Source organism: Streptomyces sp. B8-7 (assembly GCF_058833805.1).
Genome location: NZ_JBYRRL010000005.1, coordinates 882,216 through 905,081 on the forward strand (window position 1 = coordinate 882,216; position 22,866 = coordinate 905,081).

Annotated in this window: 18 protein-coding genes and 1 pseudogene; 11 read left to right on the forward strand and 8 right to left on the reverse strand. The window is 71.9% G+C overall.

Features of this window, described 5'->3' with window-relative positions; translation table 11 throughout:
* Window positions 1–89: 89 nt before the first annotated feature.
* Window positions 90–551, reverse strand: a pseudogene (locus AC5K6T_RS27985) (murein hydrolase activator EnvC family protein); the annotation flags it as partial.
* Between the two features lie 673 nt (window positions 552–1,224).
* Between AC5K6T_RS27985 and rpsB the strand changes: the two are divergent.
* The 9 genes from rpsB to AC5K6T_RS28030 all read left to right on the forward strand — a co-directional run bounded on the left by rpsB (window position 1,225) and on the right by AC5K6T_RS28030 (window position 11,260).
* Window positions 1,225–2,115 (forward strand): 30S ribosomal protein S2, encoded by an 891-nt coding sequence (rpsB, locus tag AC5K6T_RS27990; RefSeq protein ID WP_493213342.1) that lies wholly within the window; start codon window positions 1,225–1,227, stop codon window positions 2,113–2,115.
* A gap of 177 nt (window positions 2,116–2,292) precedes the next feature.
* Window positions 2,293–3,129 carry a translation elongation factor Ts gene (tsf, locus tag AC5K6T_RS27995; RefSeq protein WP_493213344.1) on the forward strand — a complete coding sequence of 279 codons (837 nt, stop codon included), beginning with the start codon at window positions 2,293–2,295 and terminating at the stop codon, window positions 3,127–3,129.
* Between the two features lie 195 nt (window positions 3,130–3,324).
* Entirely contained in the window at window positions 3,325–4,083 is a 759-nt protein-coding gene (pyrH, locus tag AC5K6T_RS28000) for a UMP kinase (protein ID WP_493213505.1), read from the forward strand.
* A 143-nt stretch (window positions 4,084–4,226) separates the two neighbouring features.
* Complete coding sequence (gene frr, locus AC5K6T_RS28005) at window positions 4,227–4,784, forward strand: ribosome recycling factor (RefSeq protein WP_356692525.1); 558 nt, start codon at window positions 4,227–4,229, stop codon at window positions 4,782–4,784.
* The gene (locus AC5K6T_RS28010; RefSeq protein WP_493213346.1) at window positions 4,784–5,953 is read left to right on the forward strand and encodes a phosphatidate cytidylyltransferase; all 1,170 of its coding nucleotides are present in this window, start codon (window positions 4,784–4,786) and stop codon (window positions 5,951–5,953) included. The genes frr and AC5K6T_RS28010 overlap by 1 nt, the downstream gene beginning before the upstream one ends.
* A 228-nt stretch (window positions 5,954–6,181) precedes the next feature.
* On the forward strand, window positions 6,182–7,294 hold the full coding sequence (gene rlmN / locus AC5K6T_RS28015) for a dual-specificity RNA methyltransferase RlmN (protein ID WP_493213348.1): 1,113 nt from the start codon (window positions 6,182–6,184) through the stop codon (window positions 7,292–7,294).
* Between the two features lie 218 nt (window positions 7,295–7,512).
* Window positions 7,513–8,595 (forward strand): thiamine ABC transporter substrate-binding protein, encoded by a 1,083-nt coding sequence (locus tag AC5K6T_RS28020; RefSeq protein WP_493213350.1) that lies wholly within the window; start codon window positions 7,513–7,515, stop codon window positions 8,593–8,595.
* The gene (locus AC5K6T_RS28025; protein WP_493213352.1) at window positions 8,571–10,241 is read left to right on the forward strand and encodes an ABC transporter permease; all 1,671 of its coding nucleotides are present in this window, start codon (window positions 8,571–8,573) and stop codon (window positions 10,239–10,241) included. Before AC5K6T_RS28020 ends, AC5K6T_RS28025 begins: the two co-directional genes overlap by 25 nt.
* The gene (locus AC5K6T_RS28030; protein ID WP_493213353.1) at window positions 10,241–11,260 is read left to right on the forward strand and encodes an ABC transporter ATP-binding protein; all 1,020 of its coding nucleotides are present in this window, start codon (window positions 10,241–10,243) and stop codon (window positions 11,258–11,260) included. The genes AC5K6T_RS28025 and AC5K6T_RS28030 overlap by 1 nt, the downstream gene beginning before the upstream one ends.
* A gap of 653 nt (window positions 11,261–11,913) precedes the next feature.
* Here AC5K6T_RS28030 and AC5K6T_RS28035 read toward each other — a convergent pair.
* From AC5K6T_RS28035 to AC5K6T_RS28065, 7 genes are all read right to left on the reverse strand, one after another.
* The gene (locus AC5K6T_RS28035; protein WP_493213355.1) at window positions 11,914–12,615 is read right to left on the reverse strand and encodes an LAETG motif-containing sortase-dependent surface protein; all 702 of its coding nucleotides are present in this window, start codon (window positions 12,613–12,615) and stop codon (window positions 11,914–11,916) included.
* A 166-nt stretch (window positions 12,616–12,781) separates the two neighbouring features.
* Entirely contained in the window at window positions 12,782–13,903 is a 1,122-nt protein-coding gene (locus tag AC5K6T_RS28040; RefSeq protein ID WP_493213357.1) for an LOG family protein, read from the reverse strand.
* A gap of 350 nt (window positions 13,904–14,253) precedes the next feature.
* Window positions 14,254–14,661 carry a VOC family protein gene (locus tag AC5K6T_RS28045; protein WP_493213359.1) on the reverse strand — a complete coding sequence of 136 codons (408 nt, stop codon included), beginning with the start codon at window positions 14,659–14,661 and terminating at the stop codon, window positions 14,254–14,256.
* A gap of 97 nt (window positions 14,662–14,758) precedes the next feature.
* Entirely contained in the window at window positions 14,759–16,150 is a 1,392-nt protein-coding gene (locus AC5K6T_RS28050) for a hypothetical protein (protein ID WP_493213360.1), read from the reverse strand.
* Window positions 16,132–16,872 carry an ABC transporter ATP-binding protein gene (locus AC5K6T_RS28055; protein ID WP_493213362.1) on the reverse strand — a complete coding sequence of 247 codons (741 nt, stop codon included), beginning with the start codon at window positions 16,870–16,872 and terminating at the stop codon, window positions 16,132–16,134. Before AC5K6T_RS28055 ends, AC5K6T_RS28050 begins: the two co-directional genes overlap by 19 nt.
* 263 nt (window positions 16,873–17,135) lie before the next feature.
* A complete protein-coding gene (locus AC5K6T_RS28060; protein ID WP_493213364.1) occupies window positions 17,136–18,500 on the reverse strand; it encodes an aspartate aminotransferase family protein in 1,365 nt (454 codons plus the stop codon).
* Between the two features lie 19 nt (window positions 18,501–18,519).
* Window positions 18,520–19,035 (reverse strand): Lrp/AsnC family transcriptional regulator, encoded by a 516-nt coding sequence (locus AC5K6T_RS28065; protein ID WP_493213365.1) that lies wholly within the window; start codon window positions 19,033–19,035, stop codon window positions 18,520–18,522.
* Window positions 19,036–19,198: 163 nt separating this feature from the next.
* Between AC5K6T_RS28065 and AC5K6T_RS28070 the strand changes: the two genes are divergently transcribed.
* Together AC5K6T_RS28070 and AC5K6T_RS28075 are read left to right on the forward strand one after the other, a co-directional pair.
* On the forward strand, window positions 19,199–20,638 hold the full coding sequence (locus AC5K6T_RS28070) for a gamma-aminobutyraldehyde dehydrogenase (protein WP_493213366.1): 1,440 nt from the start codon (window positions 19,199–19,201) through the stop codon (window positions 20,636–20,638).
* A 503-nt stretch (window positions 20,639–21,141) separates the two neighbouring features.
* On the forward strand, window positions 21,142–22,323 hold the full coding sequence (locus AC5K6T_RS28075) for a polyamine ABC transporter substrate-binding protein (protein ID WP_493213367.1): 1,182 nt from the start codon (window positions 21,142–21,144) through the stop codon (window positions 22,321–22,323).
* Window positions 22,324–22,866: the final 543 nt, after the last annotated feature.

Below are 22,866 nucleotides of genomic sequence, written 5' to 3' on the forward strand. Positions count from 1 at the left end.
GCCTCCACCCGCCCGCCGCCCGCCGGGGCCGGTGCCGCCGGGACCGCCCCGCTTGCCCGGGCGGCGGCGGAGGGGCCCCTGGACCATGCGAGCGGCAGCAGCCGCGACGGCCCGGCCCGCAGCAGCCACGCCGGGAGCAGGCTCAGTGGATCGAGGTACACGGGTCCGCGCCGCAGACCCCAGTGCACGCACGGCTGCCCGCAGTGCCACCCCGCCGGCTCCACCGTCCCGACCACGTCGCCCGCCGCGACCACGTCGCCGCGGCGCACCGTCGCGCGGACCGGTTCGTACGTCGTGCGGACGGGCGGATCTCCCGAGCCCGTAAGCTCCAGCGACACCACCCCGCGGCCCGCCACCGGTCCCGCGAAGAACACCCGGCCCGGCGCCACCGCCCGTACCGGTGCCCCCGGCGCCGCCGCGAGATCCACACCGCGGTGCCCGGGACCGTAGGGAGTCGCCGGGGGTTCCCAGCCGCGCAGTACCGGGGGGCGCCGCCCCACCGGCCAGACCCGGGCGAGCCGGGGAGGAGGGTCGCCGGACGGTGTCGGCAGGGCGGCCGGGGGCCTTGTCGCAGCAGGTGGGCGGACGGACCGGGCCGGTCCGTCCCCGGCCGGCGCCCTCGGGGCGGTGAGGGCCGGCCGGGTGCCTGCGGGCGTGTCCGGGGCGGTGGGGGGAGGCGCGTCCTCGGGGGGCGCGCCGGGGGCGGTGAGAGGCGGATCGGCTTCGGTGGGCGCGCTCGCGGCGGCCGCCGGCGCGGGCGGGCGGGCCGTGGGGGGCGGGCCGGGGGCGGCCGGGGACGGCGGGCCGGCCTCGTCGGGCGGGGCGGGGACGGCAGCGGGCGGGTCGGTCTCGGCGGCTGCGCCCAGCGTGGTGAAGACCGAGCCGAGCAGCAGCATCAGTCCCAGTCCCACCAGTACGGTCCGGGCAGGCCGAACGAATCGTTTCGTAGGCATGCGGCGACCCTCCCGCAGGTCCTCCCGGGCCGCAGGGGCCTGTGGACCGGCGGCCGCTTGTGGACAACGGCGTCACCCGGTGCCTTTCCGGTCCCGTACACTTCTGAATGGCGACCCGGGCCACCGGGTCGACTTCGCACGCCCCGACGTCGGCGGTCAGACCGCCGGTGTCACGCGCCCCTCGGTCCTTCGCGGCAGGCGCATCGGGAGCGTCAGGCGTGGGCGCCGTCCGGCACCCGCGGCACAACCGAGAAACACGAGGAGAACGGCCATGGCCGTCGTCACGATGCGGGAGCTGCTGGAGAGCGGCGTCCACTTCGGTCACCAGACCCGTCGCTGGAACCCGAAGATGAAGCGCTTCATCTTCACCGAGCGCAACGGCATCTACATCATCGACCTGCTCCAGTCGCTGTCGTACATCGACCGCGCCTACGAGTTCGTCAAGGAGACCGTCGCCCACGGCGGCACGGTCATGTTCGTCGGTACGAAGAAGCAGGCGCAGGAGGCCATCGCCGAGCAGGCCACCCGCGTCGGCATGCCCTACGTCAACCAGCGCTGGCTGGGCGGCATGCTCACCAACTTCTCGACCGTGTACAAGCGTCTGCAGCGCCTGAAGGAGCTGGAGCAGATCGACTTCGAGGACGTCGCGTCCTCCGGTCTGACTAAGAAGGAGCTCCTGGTCCTCTCCCGCGAGAAGGCCAAGCTGGAGAAGACCCTCGGCGGTATCCGCGAGATGCAGAAGGTGCCCAGCGCCGTCTGGATCGTGGACACCAAGAAGGAGCACATCGCGGTCGGCGAGGCCCGGAAGCTCAACATCCCGGTCGTCGCCATCCTGGACACCAACTGCGACCCCGACGAGGTCGACTACAAGATCCCGGGCAACGACGACGCCATCCGCTCCGTCACCCTGCTCACCCGTGTGATCGCCGACGCCGTCGCCGAGGGCCTCATCGCCCGCTCCGGCGTCGCCACCGGCGACAAGGGTGAGAAGGCCGCGGGTGAGCCGCTCGCCGAGTGGGAGCGCGACCTGCTGGAGGGCGAGAAGAAGGCCGAGACCGCCCCCGCCGCCGAGGCTGGCGAGGCTGTCGAGACCAAGGACGCCGCCCCGGCTGCCGAGGCTCCCGCCACCGAGGCTCCCGCCGCGGACGCCGAGCAGGCCTGACCCGTCAGCGTCAGTGACGGCGGGGGCGGTGCTGCACCGAGCACCGCTTGCGCGGTGAAGTCCGCCCCCGCCGTTCACCCGTGGATCAGCGGAACGTCGCCGGACCCGGCTACCACCGGAACGCAGACTCCGTAGATCTTCGAGATCTTCCAGACTTCGAGAAAGACTCACAGACTCATGGCGAACTACACCGCCGCCGACGTCAAGAAGCTTCGTGAGCTCACCGGCGCCGGCATGATGGACTGCAAGAAGGCGCTGGACGAGGCCGACGGCAACGTCGAGAAGGCCGTCGAGGCGCTGCGCATCAAGGGCCAGAAGGGCGTCGCCAAGCGCGAGGGCCGCTCCGCCGAGAACGGCGCCGTGGTCTCGATCATCGCCGACGACAACTCCTCCGGCGTCCTCGTCGAGCTGAAGTGCGAGACGGACTTCGTCGCCAAGGGCGACAGGTTCCAGGCCGTCGCCCGCCAGATCGCCGAACACGTCGCCAAGACCTCCCCGGCCGACCTCGAGGCCCTGCTCGCCTCCGAGATCGAGGCCGGCAAGACCGTCCAGGCGTTCGTCGACGAGGCCAACGCCAACCTGGGCGAGAAGATCGTCCTGGACCGCTTCGCGCAGTACGCCGACGGCTTCGTGCTGGCCTACATGCACCGCACGATGCCCGACCTGCCCCCGCAGATCGGTGTCCTGGTCGAGCTCGACAAGCCGAACGCGGACGTCGCCAAGGGCATCGCCCAGCACATCGCCGCCTTCGCGCCGAAGTTCCTCTCCAAGGAGGACGTGCCGGCCGAGGTCGTCGAGTCCGAGCGCCGCATCGCCGAGGAGACCACCCGTGCCGAGGGCAAGCCCGAAGCCGCGATCGCCAAGATCGTCGAGGGTCGCGTCAACGGCTTCTTCAAGGACGCGACGCTGCTCGGCCAGCCCTACGCGCTCGACAACAAGAAGTCGGTCCAGAAGGTCCTGGACGAGGCCGGTGTCACCCTGAAGCGCTTCACGCGCATCAAGGTCGGCATCTGAGTCCCTACCGGGACCCACGCGCGACCCGGGGCGGCCTACCGCTAGGGTCGACCGCAGTCGTCCGCGGACGCCGGCACCCGCGCGTGTGACGGACGACAGCAGATCTGACGAGGAGGCCATTGCCGAGCATGGGAAGCACCCCAAACGGCAATGGCCTTCTTCGTATGTGCACCACGTGAAAGAGGCGGGATGTCCATGACCACCAAGGCCCAGAAGAGCGACGACGGCAAAGTGCCCGGACGGTATCTGCTGAAGCTGTCCGGAGAGGCCTTCTCCGGCGGCGGGGGCCTCGGCGTGGACCCCGACGTGGTGCACAAGATCGCCCGGGAGATCGCCGCCGTCGTGCGCGACGGCGCCCAGATCGCCGTCGTCATCGGCGGCGGCAACTTCTTCCGCGGCGCCGAGCTCCAGCAGCGCGGCATGGACCGGGCCCGGTCGGACTACATGGGCATGCTCGGCACCGTGATGAACTGCCTCGCCCTCCAGGACTTCCTGGAGAAGGAGGGCATCGACAGCCGGGTGCAGACCGCCATCACGATGGGCCAGGTCGCCGAGCCGTACATTCCGCTGCGCGCCGTGCGCCATCTGGAGAAGGGCCGCGTGGTCATCTTCGGCGCCGGTATGGGCATGCCCTACTTCTCCACCGACACCACTGCCGCGCAGCGTGCCCTGGAGATCGACGCCGAGGCGCTCCTGATGGGCAAGAACGGTGTCGACGGGGTCTACGACTCCGACCCCAAGGCCAACCCGGACGCCGTGAAGTTCGACGCCCTCGGCTACGGCGAGGTCATCACGCGCGACCTGAAGGTCGCGGACGCCACGGCCATCACGCTGTGCCGCGACAACAAGCTCCCGATCCTCGTCTTCGAGCTTCTGGCCGAAGGCAATATCGCTCGCGCCGTCAAGGGTGAGAAGATCGGCACGCTGGTGGGTGACCAGGGCAGCCGGGCCTGACCGGAGATGCACCCGCAGCCCGGCCGGGGGATGGACAATGTCCTACCGGTCGGGAACCGTGCAGGAAGAAGACGCGACGCAGCCGGCCGCCACCCGAAGGGGACCCGCAGCCGGGCCTTACTCAAGACACGCAGGAGCAAGTGGTGATCGAAGAGACCCTCCTCGAGGCCGAGGAGAAGATGGAGAAGGCCGTCGTGGTCGCCAAGGAGGACTTCGCCGCGATCCGCACCGGCCGTGCGCACCCGGCGATGTTCAACAAGATCGTGGCTGACTACTACGGCGCGCCGACGCCGATCAACCAGCTGGCCTCGTTCTCCGTGCCGGAACCGCGCATGGCGGTGGTGACCCCGTTCGACAAGAGCGCGCTGCGCAACATCGAGCAGGCGATCCGCGACTCCGACCTGGGCGTCAACCCGAGCAACGACGGCAACATCATCCGGGTGACGTTCCCCGAGCTCACCGAGGAACGGCGCCGCGAGTACATCAAGGTCGCCAAGGGCAAGGGCGAGGACGCCAAGGTGTCCATCCGCTCCGTGCGCCGCAAGGCCAAGGACGCCATCGACAAGCTGATCAAGGACGGCGAGGTCGGTGAGGACGAGGGCCGCCGTGCGGAGAAGGAGCTCGACGACACCACCGCCAAGTACGTCGCCCAGGTGGACGAGCTCCTGAAGCACAAGGAAGCGGAGCTGCTCGAGGTCTGATGAACGACTCTTCCTGGGGGGCGCCGCCACGAGCCGGGTACTGGGGGCCGTCCGATCAGGGTCCTGGCCAGGGGTATGTCCGAGAGGCTGCCCCGGCGGGTCCCGCGTACGATGCGCCTGAGGCGCAGCACACTCGCCCCATGCCCATCGTGCCCAGCGATCCCGACGCACCCGAGTACGGCGACGACCAGGATGACGTCCGGGGGGCCGCTCGGCTGAGCGGCCCCCTGTTCCGCGACGAAACGCCGCAAGCGCGGCCGTACGACCTGCCGCAGGTGCTGCCCACCGGGGCCGCACCGCAGAATCCGGAGCCCATGCCCGACGCCCCGCAGCCGGCGCCCGCACCGCAGAAGAAGAGCGCGGGCCGGGACCTGGGCGCGGCCATAGGAGTCGGCGTCGGACTCGGCGCGGTGATCGTGGCGTCGCTGTTCGTCGTCAAGGCCGTGTTCGTCGGTGTCGTCGCCGTCGCCGTGGTCGTCGGCCTCTGGGAGCTGACCAGCAGGCTTCAGGAGCGCAAGGGCATCAGGGCACCGCTCGTCCCGCTCGCGCTGGGCGGCGCGGCCATGGTCGTCGCCGGGTACGCACGGGGCGCCGAGGGCGCGTGGGTCGCGATGGCGCTCACCTCGCTCGCCGTTCTCGTCTGGAGGATGACGGAACGCCCCGAGGGGTACCTGAAGGACGTCACCGCGGGGGTCTTCGCAGCGTTCTACGTGCCTTTCCTGGCCACGTTCGTCGTCCTGATGCTGACCGCCGACGACGGGCCCTGGCGGGTGCTGACCTTTCTGCTGCTGACGGTGGTCAGCGACACCGGGGCGTACGCCGTCGGCTGGCGGTTCGGCAAGCACAAGCTCGCCCCGCGCATCAGCCCCGGCAAGACGCGCGAGGGGCTGTTCGGAGCGGTCTCGTTCGCCATGGCCGCCGGCGCACTCTGCATGGAGTTCCTGGTCGACGACGGCAGGTGGTGGCAGGGCCTGCTGCTCGGGCTCGCGGTCGCGGCCAGCGCCACGCTGGGCGACCTGGGCGAGTCCATGATCAAGCGGGACCTCGGCATCAAGGACATGGGCACCCTGCTGCCGGGGCACGGCGGCATCATGGACCGCCTGGACTCACTGCTGCCCACCGCGCCGGTGGTGTGGCTGCTGCTGGTGCTGTTCGTCGGCTCGGGCTGATCGTTCCTTCAGCCGTACCCGTGTGAGCTGTCTGTCGTGCCCCACAGGGGTTGACGGGGAGCAGGTACTCTGGAAGGGCTCGCGGCCCGGCCGCGGGCCCTTCCGCCGTCCCCGCCCCGCGCGGGGGTTGTCCCATGAGGTCTCCTGGCTCCGGCACCGTCCCGCCGTACGCCCGTGCTCCTGCGCGGGGGAAACCAGGTCCCGCCCGTCCTGAGGAGCAGTCCGACCGTGGCACGCCCAGCCCCCGGAGAACTCACCTTCGTCGCGCCGCGCGGGGTCAAGAGGCCGCCGCGGCATCTCGCCGACCTCACGCCCGCCGAACGCCGCGACGCGGTGGCCGAGGCCGGGGAGAAGCCGTTCCGCGCCAAGCAGCTTTCGCAGCACTACTTCGCCCGGTACGCGCACGACCCGCAGGAGTGGACCGACATCCCCGCGGGCTCCCGCGAGAAGCTGCGCGAGGCGCTGTTCCCGGACCTGATGACCGTCGTACGGCATCTGTCGACGGACCAGGGCACCACCCGCAAGACGCTGTGGCGGCTGTTCGACGGCACCCTCGTCGAGTCCGTGCTGATGCGCTACCCGGACCGGGTGACCATGTGCATCAGCTCTCAGGCCGGCTGCGGGATGAACTGTCCGTTCTGCGCCACCGGGCAGGCAGGACTGGACCGCAACCTGTCCACGGCGGAGATCGTCCACCAGATCGTCGACGGGATGCGTGCACTGCGGGACGGGGACGTGCCCGGCGGGCCCGCCCGGCTCTCCAACATCGTCTTCATGGGCATGGGCGAGCCCCTCGCCAACTACAAGCGGGTCGTCGGCGCCGTCCGCGCGCTCACCGATCCCGCGCCGGACGGGCTCGGACTGTCCCAGCGCGGCATCACGGTGTCCACCGTCGGGCTCGTCCCGGCGATCCACCGGTTCGCCGACGAAGGCTTCAAGTGTCGGCTCGCGATCTCCCTGCACGCCCCGGACGACGAGCTGCGCGACACCCTCGTCCCGGTGAACACACGCTGGAAGGTGCGCGAGGTGCTCGACGCCGGGTTCGCGTACACGGAGAGGTCCGGGCGGCGGCTGTCGATCGAGTACGCGCTGATCCGCGACATCAACGACCAGGCCTGGCGGGGGGACCGCCTGGGCCGGCTGCTCCGCGGCAAGCCGGTCCACGTCAACCTGATCCCGCTGAACCCGACGCCCGGATCCAAGTGGACCGCCTCGCGGCCCGAGGACGAGAAGGCGTTCGTGGAGGCCGTCGCCGCCCACGGTGTCCCGGTGACCATCCGCGACACCCGCGGTCAGGAGATCGACGGGGCCTGTGGCCAGCTCGCCGCCACCGAGCGGTAACCTGGCAGCGTTCGACCACGTCCTCACATCTTCATATTCCGACAGGGGAGCGCCACAGCGCTGAGAGTGCGGCAACCGGGCCGCAGACCCTCTGAACCTCGCCCAGGTCATTCTGGGTAGGAAGTTCGGTCACCACTCAAGCTGTTGCGCCCTGCCCGGGACCCCAGAGGACCCGGGCAGGGCCGCGTCTCTTCTGGGACCGTCCCAGGAGGAATCCAGTGCACACCAAGACATTCGCCGCCGCGGCCGTCGGCCTCGGCCTGATCACCCTGTCCGCGTGCGGTTCGTCCGACACGGACTCCGCGTCCACCGGCCGGGGCTCCAAGACCGTCACCCTCGTCAGCCACAGCTCGTGGGCCGTCTCCGACGATGTCCTCGCCGCCTTCGAGAAGGAGTCCGGCTACCAGGTCAAGGTCCTGGAGGACGGCGACGCCGGCCAGGCCGTCAACAAGGCCCTCCTCACCAAGGACAACCCGCAGGGCGACGTGTTCTTCGGCGTCGACAACACCCTGCTGTCCCGCGCCCTCGACAACGGCCTGTTCCAGCCGTACGAGGCGCAGGGCCTGGACAGGGTGGGAGCCGGCTACCAGCTCGACGCCGACCAGCACCGGGTCACGCCCGTCGACTACGGCGACATCTGCGTCAACTACGACAAGCAGTACTTCGAGGACCACGACCTCACACCGCCGGCCACACTGGACGACCTGGTCAAGCCCGAGTACAAGAACCTCCTTGTCACCGAGAACGCCGCCACGTCCTCGCCCGGACTCGGCTTCCTGCTCGGCACCGCCGCCCGCTACGGCGACGACGGCTGGGCGGCGTACTGGAAGAAGCTCAGGGCGAACGGCGTGAAGGTGGTCGACGGCTGGGAGCAGGCGTACAACGAGGAGTTCTCCGGCTCGGCCGGCGGCCGCGCGGCGAAGGCCGACCGGCCGCTCGTGGTCTCCTACGCCTCCTCGCCGCCCGCCGAAGTGATCTTCGCCGATCCCAAGCCGGACACCGCGCCCACCGGGGTCGCCCAGGGCACGTGCTTCCGCCAGATCGAGTTCGCGGGCCTGCTCGACAACGCCCGGAACCCCGAGGGCGGCAAGGCGCTGATCGACTTCCTGATCTCGGAGCGGTTCCAGGAGGACATGCCGCTGAACATGTTCGTCTACCCGGTCGTCGAGGGCGCGAGTGTGCCCGCAGAGTTCACCGAGTACGGCCCCGCCGCGGAGGACCCCCAGACCATGGAGCCCGCGAAGATCGCCGACCACCGCGATGACTGGGTCGCGTCATGGACCTCGCTCGTCCTGAAGTAGCCCCTGCGCGGCGCACCGGGAACGCGGCGCGGCTGGGGCTCATGGCCCTGCCCGTCGCGTTCTTCGGGCTGTTCTTCGCCTATCCGGTCGCTGCGATCGTCGAGCGCGGCCTGCACGTGGACGGCGACTGGCGGTTCGGCCGGCTCGGCCAGGTGCTCGCCGACCCGGGCATCCGGCATGTGCTGTGGTTCACCACCTGGCAGGCACTCGCCTCCACCGCGCTCACCCTGCTGATCGCGCTGCCCGCGGCCTTCGTCTTCGCCCGCTTCTCCTTCCCCGGCAAGCAGGTGCTGCGGGCGGTGGTGACGGTGCCGTTCGTGCTGCCCACCGTCGTCGTCGGTACCGCGTTCCTCGCCGTCGTGGGCCGCGGCGGACTGCTCGACGGCCTCTGGGGCGTCCGGCTGGACACCACGGTGTGGGCGATCCTGCTCGCCCACGTCTTCTTCAACTACGCCGTCGTCGTCCGCACCGTCGGCGGGCTGTGGGCACAGCTCGATCCACGGCAGGAGGAGGCGGCGCGGATGCTGGGCGCCTCACGGCTGACGGCGTGGCGCACGGTCACGCTGCCCGCGCTGGGGCCGGCCGTCGCCGCCGCGGCCCTGATGGTCTTCCTGTTCACGTTCACCTCGTTCGGCGTGGTGCAGATCCTCGGCGGGCCGACCTTCTCCACACTGGAGGTCGAGATCTACCGGCAGACCACGCAGATCTTCGACCTGACCACCGCCGCCGTGCTCACCCTGGTGCAGTTCGCGGCGGTCGGTGCGATCCTCGCCGTGCACGCCTGGACGGTACGGCGGCGCGAGACGGCGCTGCGGTTGGTGGACGCCGCAGTGACCGCGCGTCGGCCTCGCGGTGCCGGCCAGTGGGTCCTGCTCGCCGGAGTCCTCGCAACGGTCGCCGTGCTCCTGGTGCTGCCGCTCGGCGTGCTGGTGCAGCGGTCGCTCGCCGCCCCCGACCTCGGCTACTACCGGGCGCTGACGTCCTCGGACGGCGGCGCCTTCCTGGTGCCACCGATCGACGCGATCGGCACCTCGCTCTCGTACGCGGCCGTCGCCACGGCCGTCGCCCTGCTGATCGGCGGCGCCGCCGCGGCCGCGCTGGCGCGGCGGGACGCCGGGCGGCTGGTGCGCGGTTTCGACGCCCTGCTGATGCTGCCGCTCGGCGTGTCGGCGGTGACCGTCGGCTTCGGTTTCCTGATCGCCCTCGACGAGCCGCCGCTCGATCTGCGCTCCTCCTGGTTGCTGGTGCCGTTGGCGCAGGCACTGGTGGGCGTGCCCTTCGTCGTGCGGATCATGCTGCCGGTGCTGCGTGCCGTGGACGCCCGGCTGCGGGAGGCGGCAGCGGTGCTCGGGGCGTCGCCGTGGCGGGTGTGGCGGGAGGTGGACCTGCCGATGGTACGGCGGGCGCTGTTGGTCGCCGCGGGCTTCGCCTTCGCCGTCTCCCTCGGTGAGTTCGGGGCGACCGTGTTCATCGCCCGGGCCGACAACCCGACCCTGCCGGTCGCCGTGGCGAAACTGCTGGCTCGGCCCGGTGACCTCAACTACGGCCAGGCCATGGCCCTTTCGACGATTCTGATGGTGGTGTGCGCGGTGGCCCTGCTGACCTTGGAGCGACTGCGGGGCCCCGACCGGACGGGGGAGTTCTGATGCTGCTGGGTGTCCGGGACGCCACGGTGCGGTTCGGTGGGCGGCCGGTGCTCGACGGAGTCGACCTGGAGGTCGCCGAGCACGAGATCGTGTGCGTGCTGGGGCCGAGCGGCAGCGGCAAGTCGACCCTGCTGCGTTCCGTGGCGGGACTGCAGCCGCTCGACGCCGGGCGCGTGCTGCTCGACGGCCGTGACCAGGCGGGCGTGCCCGCGCACCGGCGGGACGTGGGCCTGATGTTCCAGGACCATCAGCTCTTCCCGCAGCGGGACGTCGGCGGCAACGTGGCCTTCGGGCCGCGGATGCACGGCGCCTCCAAGGAGCGGCAGCGCGCCCGCGTACGGGAACTGCTCGACCTCGTCGGGCTTCCCGGAGCCGCCGGCCGGGCGGTGGCCGCGCTGTCCGGCGGCGAGCAGCAGCGGGTGGCGCTGGCCCGAGCGCTCGCCCCCAGTCCGCGGCTGCTGATGCTGGACGAGCCGCTCGGCCAGCTCGACCGGTCGCTGCGGGAACGGCTCGTCGTCGAACTGCGCGAGCTGTTCGGCCGACTGGGTACGACCGTGCTGGCCGTCACGCACGACCAGGGCGAGGCGTTCGCGCTCGCCGACCGGGTCGTGGTGATGCGTGACGGGCGCATCGCCCAGTCCGGTACGCCGCTGGAGGTGTGGCAGCGGCCCGTGGACGAGTTCGTGGCGCGCTTCCTCGGCTTCGACAACGTGGTCCGGGCGACGGTGACCGGGCAGGCCGCGGACACGCCGTGGGGCAAGCTGCCGGTGCCGGAAGGCTCGCCGCAGGGCACACGGGCGGTGCTCGTACGGCCGGCCGGGGTGCGGTGGGTCCCGGCGGCGGAGGGGCTGCGCTGCAAGGTGACCGCGCGCACCTTCAAGGGCACCCACGTCGCCGTGCGACTGCGTCCGGCGGACGGGCCCCCGCTGGAGGCGGCGTGCGCGTTGCGCCAGGCGCCCGCGGTGGGGGACGAGGTGGCCGTGGCCTTCGACGAGGCGGAGGTCGTCGTGCTGGGGTGAAGGAGCGGCGATCGGGGGAGCCCGCTCGGAGGGGCGGCTCCCGGCGTCGGCTCCGGACGCCTGGGTTGTCCGCCCGGGCGTCGGCTCGGGGAGGCGCTCCTGTGCGGAGCGTCGAGGGCCCGTCCCGCAGGCGGTCTGAGACGGGGAGCAGGTCCGGTCCGCGCTTCGGGGCCAACACGTCGCTCCGCGCCCCGAACGGGCGCCGGGATGATCGGACCGGCTCGGCGGAGCACTCGGGGCCTGCGGGGTGTCCCGCTCCCCGGCTGCGCTGCGAGGCCGCCGCCGAGGACGCGGTGGGCGGGGTCGAGGCACGGCCGGCACGGTCCGGCGGAGGCGGCGGGTACGACCGGCCCGGCCGCCGGTGCCCGGAGGCTCGGTCCAGTCGCACGCCACCGACGCCCTGCCGGGCTGAAAGCCGAGTGGTTCGTCGGACCGTCCGGTCCGACGGCCGTCCGGGGCGCAGCCAGGTGACGGTCGCGCCGCGCGCTTCGCTCGCCTCGGTGCTGCTCGCGTTCTCCCGGCGGCTTCCATGGGGCGGTTCCGCGCCGGAAGCACCGCGGGAGCGTGGAGTGCCGGAGTTCCGGCTGGGGCGGGCCACCTTCGAGAGACCCGGCGATGACCCGCCCTGTGTGCCGGTGCGCGGACGCGAGGCGTCAGCGGTTGCTGGAGCTCCGTCGGCGCAGGCCGAAGAAGACCGCGCCGCCGCCGACCACGACCAGTGCGGCGGCGACGCCGGCGATCAGGCCGGTGTTCGAGTTCGCGCCGGTCTCGGCCAGGTTCGACTTGCCGGCGTCCGGGGTGGGTGCGTTGTTCGCCGGCGGCTCGCTCTCGCTCTCCGAGGTGGACGGGGTCGGGGTGGCCGACTCCGACGGCGGGGCGCTCTCGGAGGGAGTCTCCGACGGCGTCTCCGACGGCGTGTCGGTCGGCGTGTCCGTCGGGGTGGGGGTGTCGTCCGTCTTGCAGGGCGTGGACGGGGTCACCAGGTTCGGCTCGATGTCCTCGTCGACGAAGCGGTCGGCGACGACGTGGATGCGGTACTCCGCGTTCGGCTTCCAGTCCTCGGCGAAGGTGATGGTGGTTCCTTCGCGGGACCCCTTCACCTCCTGGGTGCCCACGAGGCGCTCGTCGGCGCCGTTGTTCTCCAGGTAGACCGAGATGGTGGCGGGAACGCCGGCCGGGTCCTTGTCCGTGACGGTGATGACGCCCTTGTCTCCGTCACACGTGGCGGCGGCGGAGAACTCGGTGATGTTGCAGGCCAGTGCGTTGCCCGCGACACCGAGCGCGAGGGCTGCGGAGGCGGCGGCGACACCGAGGGCGCGCACGGAACGGTGTGCGTTGCGGCGGGATAGGGACACGTTTGTCCTTAATCGATGTGCTATTGAGGGGGGTCGTCTACCGGGGAGTGGAACGCACACCGCGGAGGGGACGCTTCAACTCCCCCATGAGAAACACAGGTTTATAAGCGCTTCATCAGTACTGTCAATGCGTGTGCACGTCAAGCGGGTTGCTTTTGCCTGCTTATTAACCGGCCAGGCGTTTCAACGCCTCCGGCGCTTCATCGATCCGGTCGACCAGGGCGATCCGCGCGTCCATCGAGCGGTCACGGGCGAGCGACCGCAGCAGTGGCCAGGCCGGCAGCCGCTCCGTCCAGTGCTCCTTGTCCACGAGCACCATGGGAGTCGGTTCGCCGCGCGACTCGTAGTAGTTCGGGGTCGCGTTGTCGAAGATCTCCTGGACGGTTCCGGCGGCGCCGGGCAGAAAGATCACGCCCGCGTTGGAACGGGCCAGCAGTCCGTCCTCACGTGTGGCGTTGGCGAAGTACTTGGCGATGTGCTCGGCGAACGGGTTGGGCGGTTCGTGGCCGTAGAACCAGGTCGGGATGCCGAGGGAGGGGCCGCCCCTCGGCCAGCGGGCCCGCACGTCGAAGGCGACCGAGGCCCAGTCGGTGACCGACGGTGTGAAACCCGGTGCCTTGGTGAGCAGTTCGAGGGCCTCCGTCAGCATTCCGTCCGGGTGCGGGGCGGCATACGCGCCGAGGTTCGCCGCCTCCATCGCGCCGGGCCCTCCGCCGGTGGCGACGACGAGGCCGGACCGGGCCAGGTCGCGGCCGAGACGGGCCGCGCCGGCGTACTCCGCGGTGCCGCGGGCCATCGCGTGCCCGCCCATGACGCCGACCACGCGGGCACCGCGCAGGAGTTCCTCGAGGGCGTCCGACACGGAGTCGTCGTGGAGGGCGCGAAGGACGGAGGAGAGGATGTCGCCGTCCGCCTTCGTCCGCTGGAACCAGGCGTAGCACCGGGCGTCGGGGGTGGCCTCGTAGCCGTCGCCGAGGGAGGCGAACAACTCGTCGGGCGTGTACAGCAGGCCACGGTAGGGGTTGAAGGGCAGGTCGGGCATCGGCGGGAAGACCAGCGCGCCGTCGGTGCGTATCTTCCCTGCCGCGTTCTCGCGCATCGGGCAGCCGAGGAAGACGGCGCCTGCGGTGTCGGTGGTGAGCAGTTCGCGCGTGCGGTCCGTCAGATCGACGGCCTGGACGCGGAATCCGGCCAGACTGCCGCGCGCGGTGACGGTCGCGTCGAACTCCTCCAGGGTCTCTATCTCGCGGTCGTTGTGGTGGGCCGCATGGGCGGGCATCGTCTGCACCCGCCCATGCTAGGGGGCGTCCGCCATCCGTCCGTGCGCCCGTCGCGGGGGCCGCGCATCCGCTCGGCGCCGCTGCCGGGCTCGCCGCGCACCCCTTCGGCGTGCCGCCCGGCTGCCGAGAGGTCCGCCGTGAGGCCGCTCCGGTGTCCCGCGCCCGCATGCCACGGCGTCGCCCCTCCCCGGAGCGCAGGGGCAGGCGCCCTCCGGAGGCGTCCTGCGTCCGCCTGCCGTGCCTCCCGCGCTCACAGGGCGGGCACCGACGCCGGGGGCGTCCCCACCCGGCTGCGGAGTCTCCCGCGTTCAGGTGTCGGACGCCCCCGGCGTCGTCAGGGGGAGCCGGGCGGACGGGCTCAGCCCTCGGCGGCCGCCGGGTCCATCCAGATGACCTCCCAGGTGTGGCCGTCCAGGTCGTCGAAGGCGCGCCCGTACATGAAGCCCATGTCCTGGACCCTCGGCGAGGCGGTGCCGCCGGCCGCCACGGCCCTGTCGACGAGCGCGTCGACCTGTTCGCGGCTCTCGGCGCTCAGCGCGATCAGCACCTCGCTGGTCCGGGTGGCGTCGGCGATCTCCTTGTCGGTGAAGGTGGCGTAGAACGGCTTGGTGAGCAGCATCGCCACGATGGTGTCGCTGATCACGACGGAGGCGGCGTTCTCGTCGCTGAACCGGGGGTTGATCGAGTAGCCCAGCTCGGTGAAGAACTTCTTGGCGGCGTCCAGGTCGTTCACGGGCAGGTTCACGAAGATCATCTGCTGGTACATGGGGTCTCTCCCGTCGAGGTTGTGCCGTTCGTGGAGGTAGACCGGAGGGCGGCCGAGAACTCATCGCTCCTGCCGGGACGAGTTGTGTCCGGTTCGTTCAGCCGGTGAGGGGCCGGGCCGCCAACTCCGCGACCAGCAGGGTCAGCGGGCCGAACACGGCCAGCAGCGCCCCGGCGCGCAGGGCCGCCGCCGTGCGCAGGGTCGTCGCGGGTGCGCCCAGCCGGACCAGGGCGGCGGTGGTACCGGCGCGGGTCTGACGGGCCTCCACCGCGGCGGTGACCAGAGTGGCGAGAGCGCAGCCGGCCACCAGGACGGTGCCGAGCACGGTGAGCGGGCCGACGGCGTTGCCGGCCGGGTCGTACAGGGTGCCCATCGCGTAGACGGCGGAGACGACGGCGCACAGCACCCCGAGGGGGCGGCCGACGCGGGTGGCCTCCTCCATCAGGCCGCGTCCGGCGAGCAGGCGCAGTGCACCGGGGCGCACGGACTGCAGGAGGCGGCCGGACAGGTGGGTGAGGCCGGGCCCGGCCAGGGCGAGGCCGATCGCGGTCAGAGCCCACCCCAGCAGGACCCCGCCGGAGTTGCCGGTGAGGCCGCCGGGCAGGGGGAGTCCGTCGGCGGGCGCGGTACGGCGGGCGTAGGCCTCCACCGTGAGACCTGCCGCGAGGGTGGCGATGCCCCAGGGCAGGGCGGTGGGGCGGGGCTGGGTGCCGGTGCGGGGTCCGGCCGCGGCGTCCGGCTGCCAGGGGGCCGGGGCGTGGGTGCCGTCCGGCGCCGGCCCGGCGTCCGACGGGGCGGCCGGGCCGTCCGCTGCGGCGTCGTCCGGCGCGGGCCCGGCCCCGGCCCCGGACACGGCGGGGGTGCGGGCGCCGGCGGGGCGGCGGGCACCGAAGCGGGCGTAGGAGCCGAAGGTCTCCCTCGCCCCGCTGCCGTGGGCGCCGAAGCGGCCGAGCAGACGCGGTGCGTCGGACCGGCGCGGCCCGCGGGGCCGGAGGGATGCCGCCACCGCCGCCGAGGCGACGACCGGGACGAGGGCCAGGAGGGTGAGAGCGGCGGGCAGGGGCAGCGGCCGACCGGCGGCCAGCGCGTCGGCGGCGTCGCCGTCGAAGGGCATGCCGGTGAGGTCGCCGCGGAGGTGGAGGAAGAACAGCAGGGCCAGCATCGAACCGAGGAGCGTCGACAGCGCTGTCGTCGTCGCGGAGACGGCCATCATGCGGGCCGGTCCCAGCCCGATCGCGGCCAGCCCCGCACGGGGACGGGTGCCGGGGTCGGTACGGGCGACGGCCACGGCGAAGTACACGGTGGCGGACAGCGGCGCCATGCACCAGGCGAGGCGCAGCACCGAGGCGGCCGTGGTGCCGGAGTGGGTGAGGGCGTGGCCGAGGGCGCACAGCAGCAGGAAGCCGGTGCCCGCCGAGGCGGCCGCCACCAGCAGGCGGCGGAACTGGACGGCGGGGCGGGCGCCGCGGGTCAGGCGGAGAGTGAGCACGCGGCCCGGCCCTCCGCCTCCGCCATCGGGGGCAGGTGCACGGTGTGCACCCGGCGCCCGTCCAGCAAAGTCACGGTGCGGTCGGCCAGGGCCGCCGTGTCCGCGTCGTGGGTGGCCAGAACCACGGTGATGCCGTGCGAGCGGGCCGCCGTGGTCAGGGTGCGCAGGACATGGGCGCGGTCGGCGCGGTGCAGCGGCGCCGTGGGCTCGTCGGCGAACAGGACCGAGGGAGCGGGGGCGAGGGCGCGGGCGATGCAGACGCGCTGCCGTTCGGCGTGGCTGAGCTGGTGCGGGCGTCGCCGTGCGGCCTCGCCGACGTCGAGCCGGTCCAGCCACTCCAGCGCGGTCGTCTTGGCCTGGCGCCGGCCGGTGCCGCGCAGCATCAGCGGCAGTGCCGCGTTCTCCCAGACGTTCAGCTCGGGGACCAGGACCGGCGACGGGTCGATCCAGCCGAAGCGGTCGCGGCGCAGCCGCTCGCGGGCCGGCGGGCCCATGGTGTGCACGGGGACGCTGTTGAACCAGACCTCTCCGCGGCGGGCGGGCACGAGTCCGGACAGACAGGCCAGCAGGGTCGTCTTGCCGCTGCCGCGGGGCCCGCCGACCGCCAGGATCTCGCCCTCGCGCACGCCGACCGAGACGCCGTTCAGGGCCGGTGAGCCGTCGCTGTGCTGGTAGTGCAGGGACCGTGCCCAGAGCACGTCGTTGTCCGGCGGGGCCTCCATGGGCGTACACCTTCGTTCTGATCCGTAGTTCCCGTGCCTCATCCCCCGTGCGGGGGAACGAAGGCGGGGCCGATCGGTCACTGGGCACGCTAGGCAGGCGGCCGGGCGGGGCCGGACAGCACGCGGCCCCGGGCTGCCCTTTCTCACTCGAAAGGGCGGCACCGGGGCCGGATCTGATCCTTCTTGCAGACGATCGGGCGGAAGGTCCGGCGGAGGTCGGCAGGAGTTTCCCACGAGGCTCCCGCCGAACGTCCTGCCGGCGATCAGAGCTTCGTCCACGCCTCCGTCAGGGTGGCGCGCAGGATCTGCTCGATCTCGTCGAAGGTCTCCTGGTTGGAGATCAGCGGCGGGGCGAGCTGGATGACCGGGTCGCCGCGGTCGTCGGCGCGGCAGTACAGGCCGTTGTCGAAGAGGGCCTTGGAGAGGAACCCGTACAGGACGCGCTCGGTCTCCTCGTCGTTGAAGGACTCCTTCGTGGCCTTGTCCTTGACGAGTTCGATGCCGTAGAAGAAGCCGTTGCCCCGGACGTCGCCGACGATCGGCAGGTCGTGCAGCTTCTGCAGCGTGGACAGGAAGGCGCCCTCGTTGTCGAGCACGTGCTGGTTGAGGTTCTCGCGCTCGAAGAGGTCGAGGTTGGCGAGGCCGACCGCGGCGGAGACGGGGTGGCCGCCGAAGGTGTAGCCGTGCAGGAAGGTGTTGTCGCCCTTGTAGAACGGCTCGGCGAGGCGGTCGGAGACGATGCAGGCGCCGATGGGGGAGTAGCCCGAGGTCATGCCCTTGGCGCAGGTGATCATGTCCGGGACGTAGCCGAACTTGTCGCAGGCGAACATGGTGCCGAGGCGGCCGAAGGCGCAGATGACCTCATCGGAGACGAGCAGCACGTCGTACTGGTCGCAGATCTCGCGCACGCGCCGGAAGTAGCCGGGCGGGGGCGGGAAGCAGCCGCCGGCGTTCTGCACGGGCTCCAGGAAGACCGCGGCGACGGTGTCCGGGCCCTCGAAGAGGATCTGCTGCTCGATCTGGTCGGCGGCCCAGCGGCCGAAGGCCTCGGGGTCGTCGCCGAAGATCGGGGCGCGGTAGATGTTGGTGTTCGGCACCTTGTGCGCGCCCGGCACGAGCGGCTCGAACGGCGCCTTCAGCCCCGGCAGACCGGTGATGGACAGGGCGCCCTGCGGGGTGCCGTGGTAGGCGACCGCGCGGGAGATGACCTTGTGCTTGGTGGGCTTGCCGACCAGCTTGAAGTACTGCTTGGCGAGCTTCCACGCGGTCTCCACGGCCTCGCCGCCGCCGGTGGTGAAGAAGACCTTGTTCAGGTCCCCCGGCGCGTGGCCCGCGAGGCGCTCGGCGAGCTCGACGGCCTTGGGGTGGGCGTAGGACCACACCGGGAAGAAGGCGAGCTCCTGCGCCTGCTTGAACGCCGTCTCGGCGAGTTCGGTGCGGCCGTGGCCGGCCTGGACGACGAACAGGCCGGCGAGACCGTCGAGGTAGCGCTTGCCCTTGTCGTCGTAGATGTAGGTGCCCTCACCGCGGACGATGGTCGGGACGGGGGAGTTCTCGTAGGACGACATGCGGGTGAAGTGCATCCACAGGTGGTCGTACGCGGTACGGCTGAGGTCCTTGGTGCTCACGGTTATCGGGTCCTCACGGTTATCGGGTTCCCCACATGTAGGTCTGCTTCTTGAGCTTCAGGTAGACGAAGCTCTCGGTGGAGCGCACACCGGACAGGGCCCGGATGCGTTTGTTGATGACGTCCAGCAGGTGGTCGTCGTCCTCGCAGACGATCTCGGCGAGGATGTCGAACGAGCCCGCGGTCATCACCACGTACTCGACTTCCGACATGGCCGTGAGCGCGTCCGCGATCGCCTCGACGTCGCCCTCGACGTTGATGCCGACCATCGCCTGCCGGCGGAAGCCCACGGTGAGCGGGTCCGTCACGGCGACGATCTGCATCACGCCCTGATCGAGCAGTTTCTGGACGCGCTGGCGCACGGCCGCCTCGGAGAGGCCCACGGCCTTGCCGATGGCGGCGTAGGGCCGACGGCCGTCCTCCTGGAGCTGTTCGATGATGGCGAGGGAGACGGCATCCAGCTGGGGGGTGCCGTTCCTGGGCTCGCGGGAGTCCCTCTGGTCTGCGCTTCGACTGGCCACGGGCTCACTCTGCACGAGGACTCGACAGTTTCGCAAGGCCAGATCGATGAAATCCGTTGTTTACGAGATCCAGCTGTGCGGATTTCGCAGATACCGACGGGTGGGGGGTGTTGAAACCGTGAGATGAGCGATTAGGGTGGGCATCTCAAGGAATGGACATCCGACAGGAGGGCCGTCAGTGACCACCGAGCTGCGTCGTCTGCGCAACTACATCGACGGAGAGTTCCGGGACGCCGCCGACGGACGGACCACCGATGTGGTGAACCCCGCCACCGGCGAGGCGTACGCCACCGCACCGCTGTCCGGGCCGGCCGACGTCGACGCCGCCATGGCGGCCGCCGCCGCGGCGTTCCCGGCCTGGCGCGACACCACCCCGGCCGAGCGTCAGAAGGCCCTGCTGAAGATCGCGGACGCGTTCGAGGAGCGCGCCGAGGAACTGATCGCGGCCGAGGTCGAGAACACCGGCAAGCCGACCGGCCTGACCCGGTCGGAGGAGATCCCGCCGATGGTCGACCAGATCCGCTTCTTCGCGGGCGCCGCCCGCATGCTCGAGGGGCGCAGCGCCGGCGAGTACATGGAGGGCCTGACCTCCATCGTGCGCCGTGAGCCGGTCGGCGTCTGCGCGCAGGTCGCGCCGTGGAACTACCCGATGATGATGGCGGTGTGGAAGTTCGCCCCGGCCCTCGCCGCGGGCAACACCGTCGTGCTGAAGCCGTCGGACACCACCCCCGCCTCCACGGTCCTGATGGCCGACATCATCGGTTCGATCCTGCCCAAGGGCGTCTTCAACGTCATCTGCGGCGACCGCGACACCGGCCGCGCCATGGTCGAGCACCCGACCCCCGCGATGGCCTCCATCACCGGCTCGGTCCGCGCGGGCATGTCCGTCGCCGAGTCGGCGTCCAAGGACCTCAAGCGGGTCCACCTGGAGCTGGGCGGCAAGGCTCCGGTCGTCGTCTTCGAGGACACCGACATCGCCAAGGCCGTCGAGGACATCGCGACGGCGGGCTACTTCAACGCCGGCCAGGACTGCACCGCGGCCACCCGCGTCCTGGTCCAGGAGTCCATCCACGACGAGTTCGTCGCCGCTCTCGCCAAGGCCGCCGCCGACACGAAGACGGGGCAGCCGGACGACGAGGACGTCCTGTACGGCCCGCTCAACAACCCCAACCAGCTGAAGCAGGTCAGCGGCTTCATCGAGCGGCTGCCCGCGCACGCCAAGGTCGAGGCGGGCGGTCACCGGGTCGGCGACAAGGGCTTCTTCTACGCCCCGACCGTCGTCTCCGGCCTGCGGCAGGACGACGAGATCGTCCAGCACGAGGTCTTCGGCCCGGTCATCACCGTCCAGTCCTTCGCCGACGAGGACCAGGCCGTCGCGTACGCCAACGGCGTGGAGTACGCCCTCGCGTCCTCCGTGTGGACCAAGGACCATGGCCGTGCCATGCGCATGTCCAAGAAGCTCGACTTCGGCTGTGTCTGGATCAACACCCACATCCCGCTGGTCGCCGAGATGCCGCACGGCGGTTTCAAGAAGTCCGGCTACGGCAAGGACCTGTCGGCCTACGGCTTCGACGACTACACCCGCATCAAGCACGTGATGACGTCGCTGGACGCGTAAGCACCCCGCGGCACCCCGCGGCATTCCGCCGCATCCCGCGGCATCCCGCCGCACCACACGGCCCCGGACGAGGTGAGCTTCGTCCGGGGCCGTGCCGTGCGCTGCCCGCGCTGCGAACCGCCCGGTGCCGCGGCGCGCGGAGGTGCGTGCCGCACCGCCCCGTCGCCGCGGTGCCGCACCGGCCCCGTCGCCGCGGTGCCCGGCGCCGTGCCGCCGTAGGGGTACCGGAGCGGGCGGCCTGCCCGGGGCGGCCGGTGCGGTCCCGGAGCGGGGAGTACGGTCCCGGGACGCCCGCCGGTCCGGCCCCCGCGGCCGTACGGTGCCCGAGTCCGGGGCGTTCCGCAGGCGCGGAGCCGGAGGGCGGGGCGTCAGGGTGCGGCCCGCGGACGGTGCACCGCACGCCACCCGCGGCTTCCGGCTCTCGACAGGGTGTCGGGTGTTTCCGGCTGCGCTCGACGGGACGTCGATTGTTCCGGCTCGGCGGGACCCGGCATCCTTCGGACGTGTCCCCCAAGATCTCGTCCCCCTCGCGCCGTTCCCTGCTGCGTGCTCTCGGTGCCGGCACCCTGCTCGGGGCCTCGGGCTGCGGCGTGCCGTCCGCCTACGTCGCCGCGGGTGACCGTGCCGTACGCGACAGGTCGGCCACAGACCACCGGCTGACCTGGGCGAACTGGCCGCTGTACATCGACACGGACGACGATGACGAGACCAGCAGACCCACCCTGGACGCCTTCCGGCAGAAGACCGGCATCTCCGTCGACTACGTCGAGGAGATCAACGACAACGACGAGTTCTTCGGCAAGGTCGGCCCCGCACTGATGAACCACCAGTCCACGGGCCGCGACCTGATCGTCGTCAGCGACTGGATGTGCGCCCGGTTCGTCCGGCTGGGCTGGGTGCAGCGCATGGACCGCTCCCGCCAGCCCAACGTCAGCCGCCGGCTCGACCCGCAGCTGCTCTCACCGGCCTTCGACCCGGGGCGCAGGTTCAGCGTGCCCTGGCAGTCCGGCATCACCGGCCTCGCCTACAACCGGCGGGCACTGGGACGTGAGATCCGGCGCGTCTCCGACCTGTGGGCGGACGACCTCAGGGGCCGGGTCACGCTGCTGTCCGGCCTGGACGAGGCGTTCGCGCTGCTGATGCAGGGCGACGGGGTGGACATCACGCGCTGGACCTCCGACGACTTCCACCGCATGTGCGACACGGTGGAGCGGCAGGTGCGCCGTGGCCAGATCCGCCGGTTCACCGGCAACGACTACATCAAGGACCTCGCCAGCGGTGACGTCCTGGCCTGCCAGGCCTACTCCGGCGACGTGATCCAGCTCCAGGCCGACGACCCGGACATCCGGTTCGTCGTCCCCGAGGAGGGGGCGGAGCTGTGGTCGGAGTCGCTGATGATCCCCAACCGCGCGGAGCACAAGGCGAACGCCGAGCGGCTCGTCGACTACTACTACGACCCCGAGGTCGCCGCGGAACTGGCCGCCTGGGTGAACTACGTCTGTCCCGTGCCAGCCGCCCAGGACGTGCTCGCCTCCGCCAAGGACGAGGAGACCGCGGCCCTGGCGGAGAACCCGCTGATCTTCCCGGACTCCGCCATGCGCGCCCGGCTGGCCATCGCACGGGACATCACCTCCGACGAGCGCGCGGAACTCGGCGGGCGCTGGAACGTGATCGCCGGGCTGTGACGCCCGCCGGCCGCCCCGCCCCGTCGGCCGCCCCGCCCCGTCGGCCGCCCCGCCCCGCCGGCCTCCGCGTCCCCGGCGTCGTCCCCGGCGCCCTCCGTGCCTCTGGCGTGGTCCCCGGCGCCTCCGTGCTCCCGCCCTCCCCGCCGCCCTCCCCGCCGCCCTCCCCGCCGCCGTCGCCGCCCCGCCGGCCCCTCCGCCGCCGGTGACCGCACCGCGCCGCAGCCGCTGCGCCCCGATCCGGGTCGGCAGCAGGCCGGGGGTGTCCGCGAGCGCCGAGCCCCACCCGCCCCGGGCGGATGGTCGCGGACGACGCACAGACGGGGGTGCGGAGCGGCGGGCGGGACGGCCCGGACGCGGTCCCGGCCTCGCCCCGCCGCGCGGGCTGCCGCGGGGGCTGCCGCCCGCTGAGGTCGTGCACCTTCTCCTTCGGGCCGGCACGGGCGAACAGCCTGTCGGCGTCTCTCGCGCCCCGGCCGTCTGAGTCAGGGCGGGGGCCGCGGTGAGGGGACGAGCTTGCCTCCCATACCTTAGGGGGGTATACAT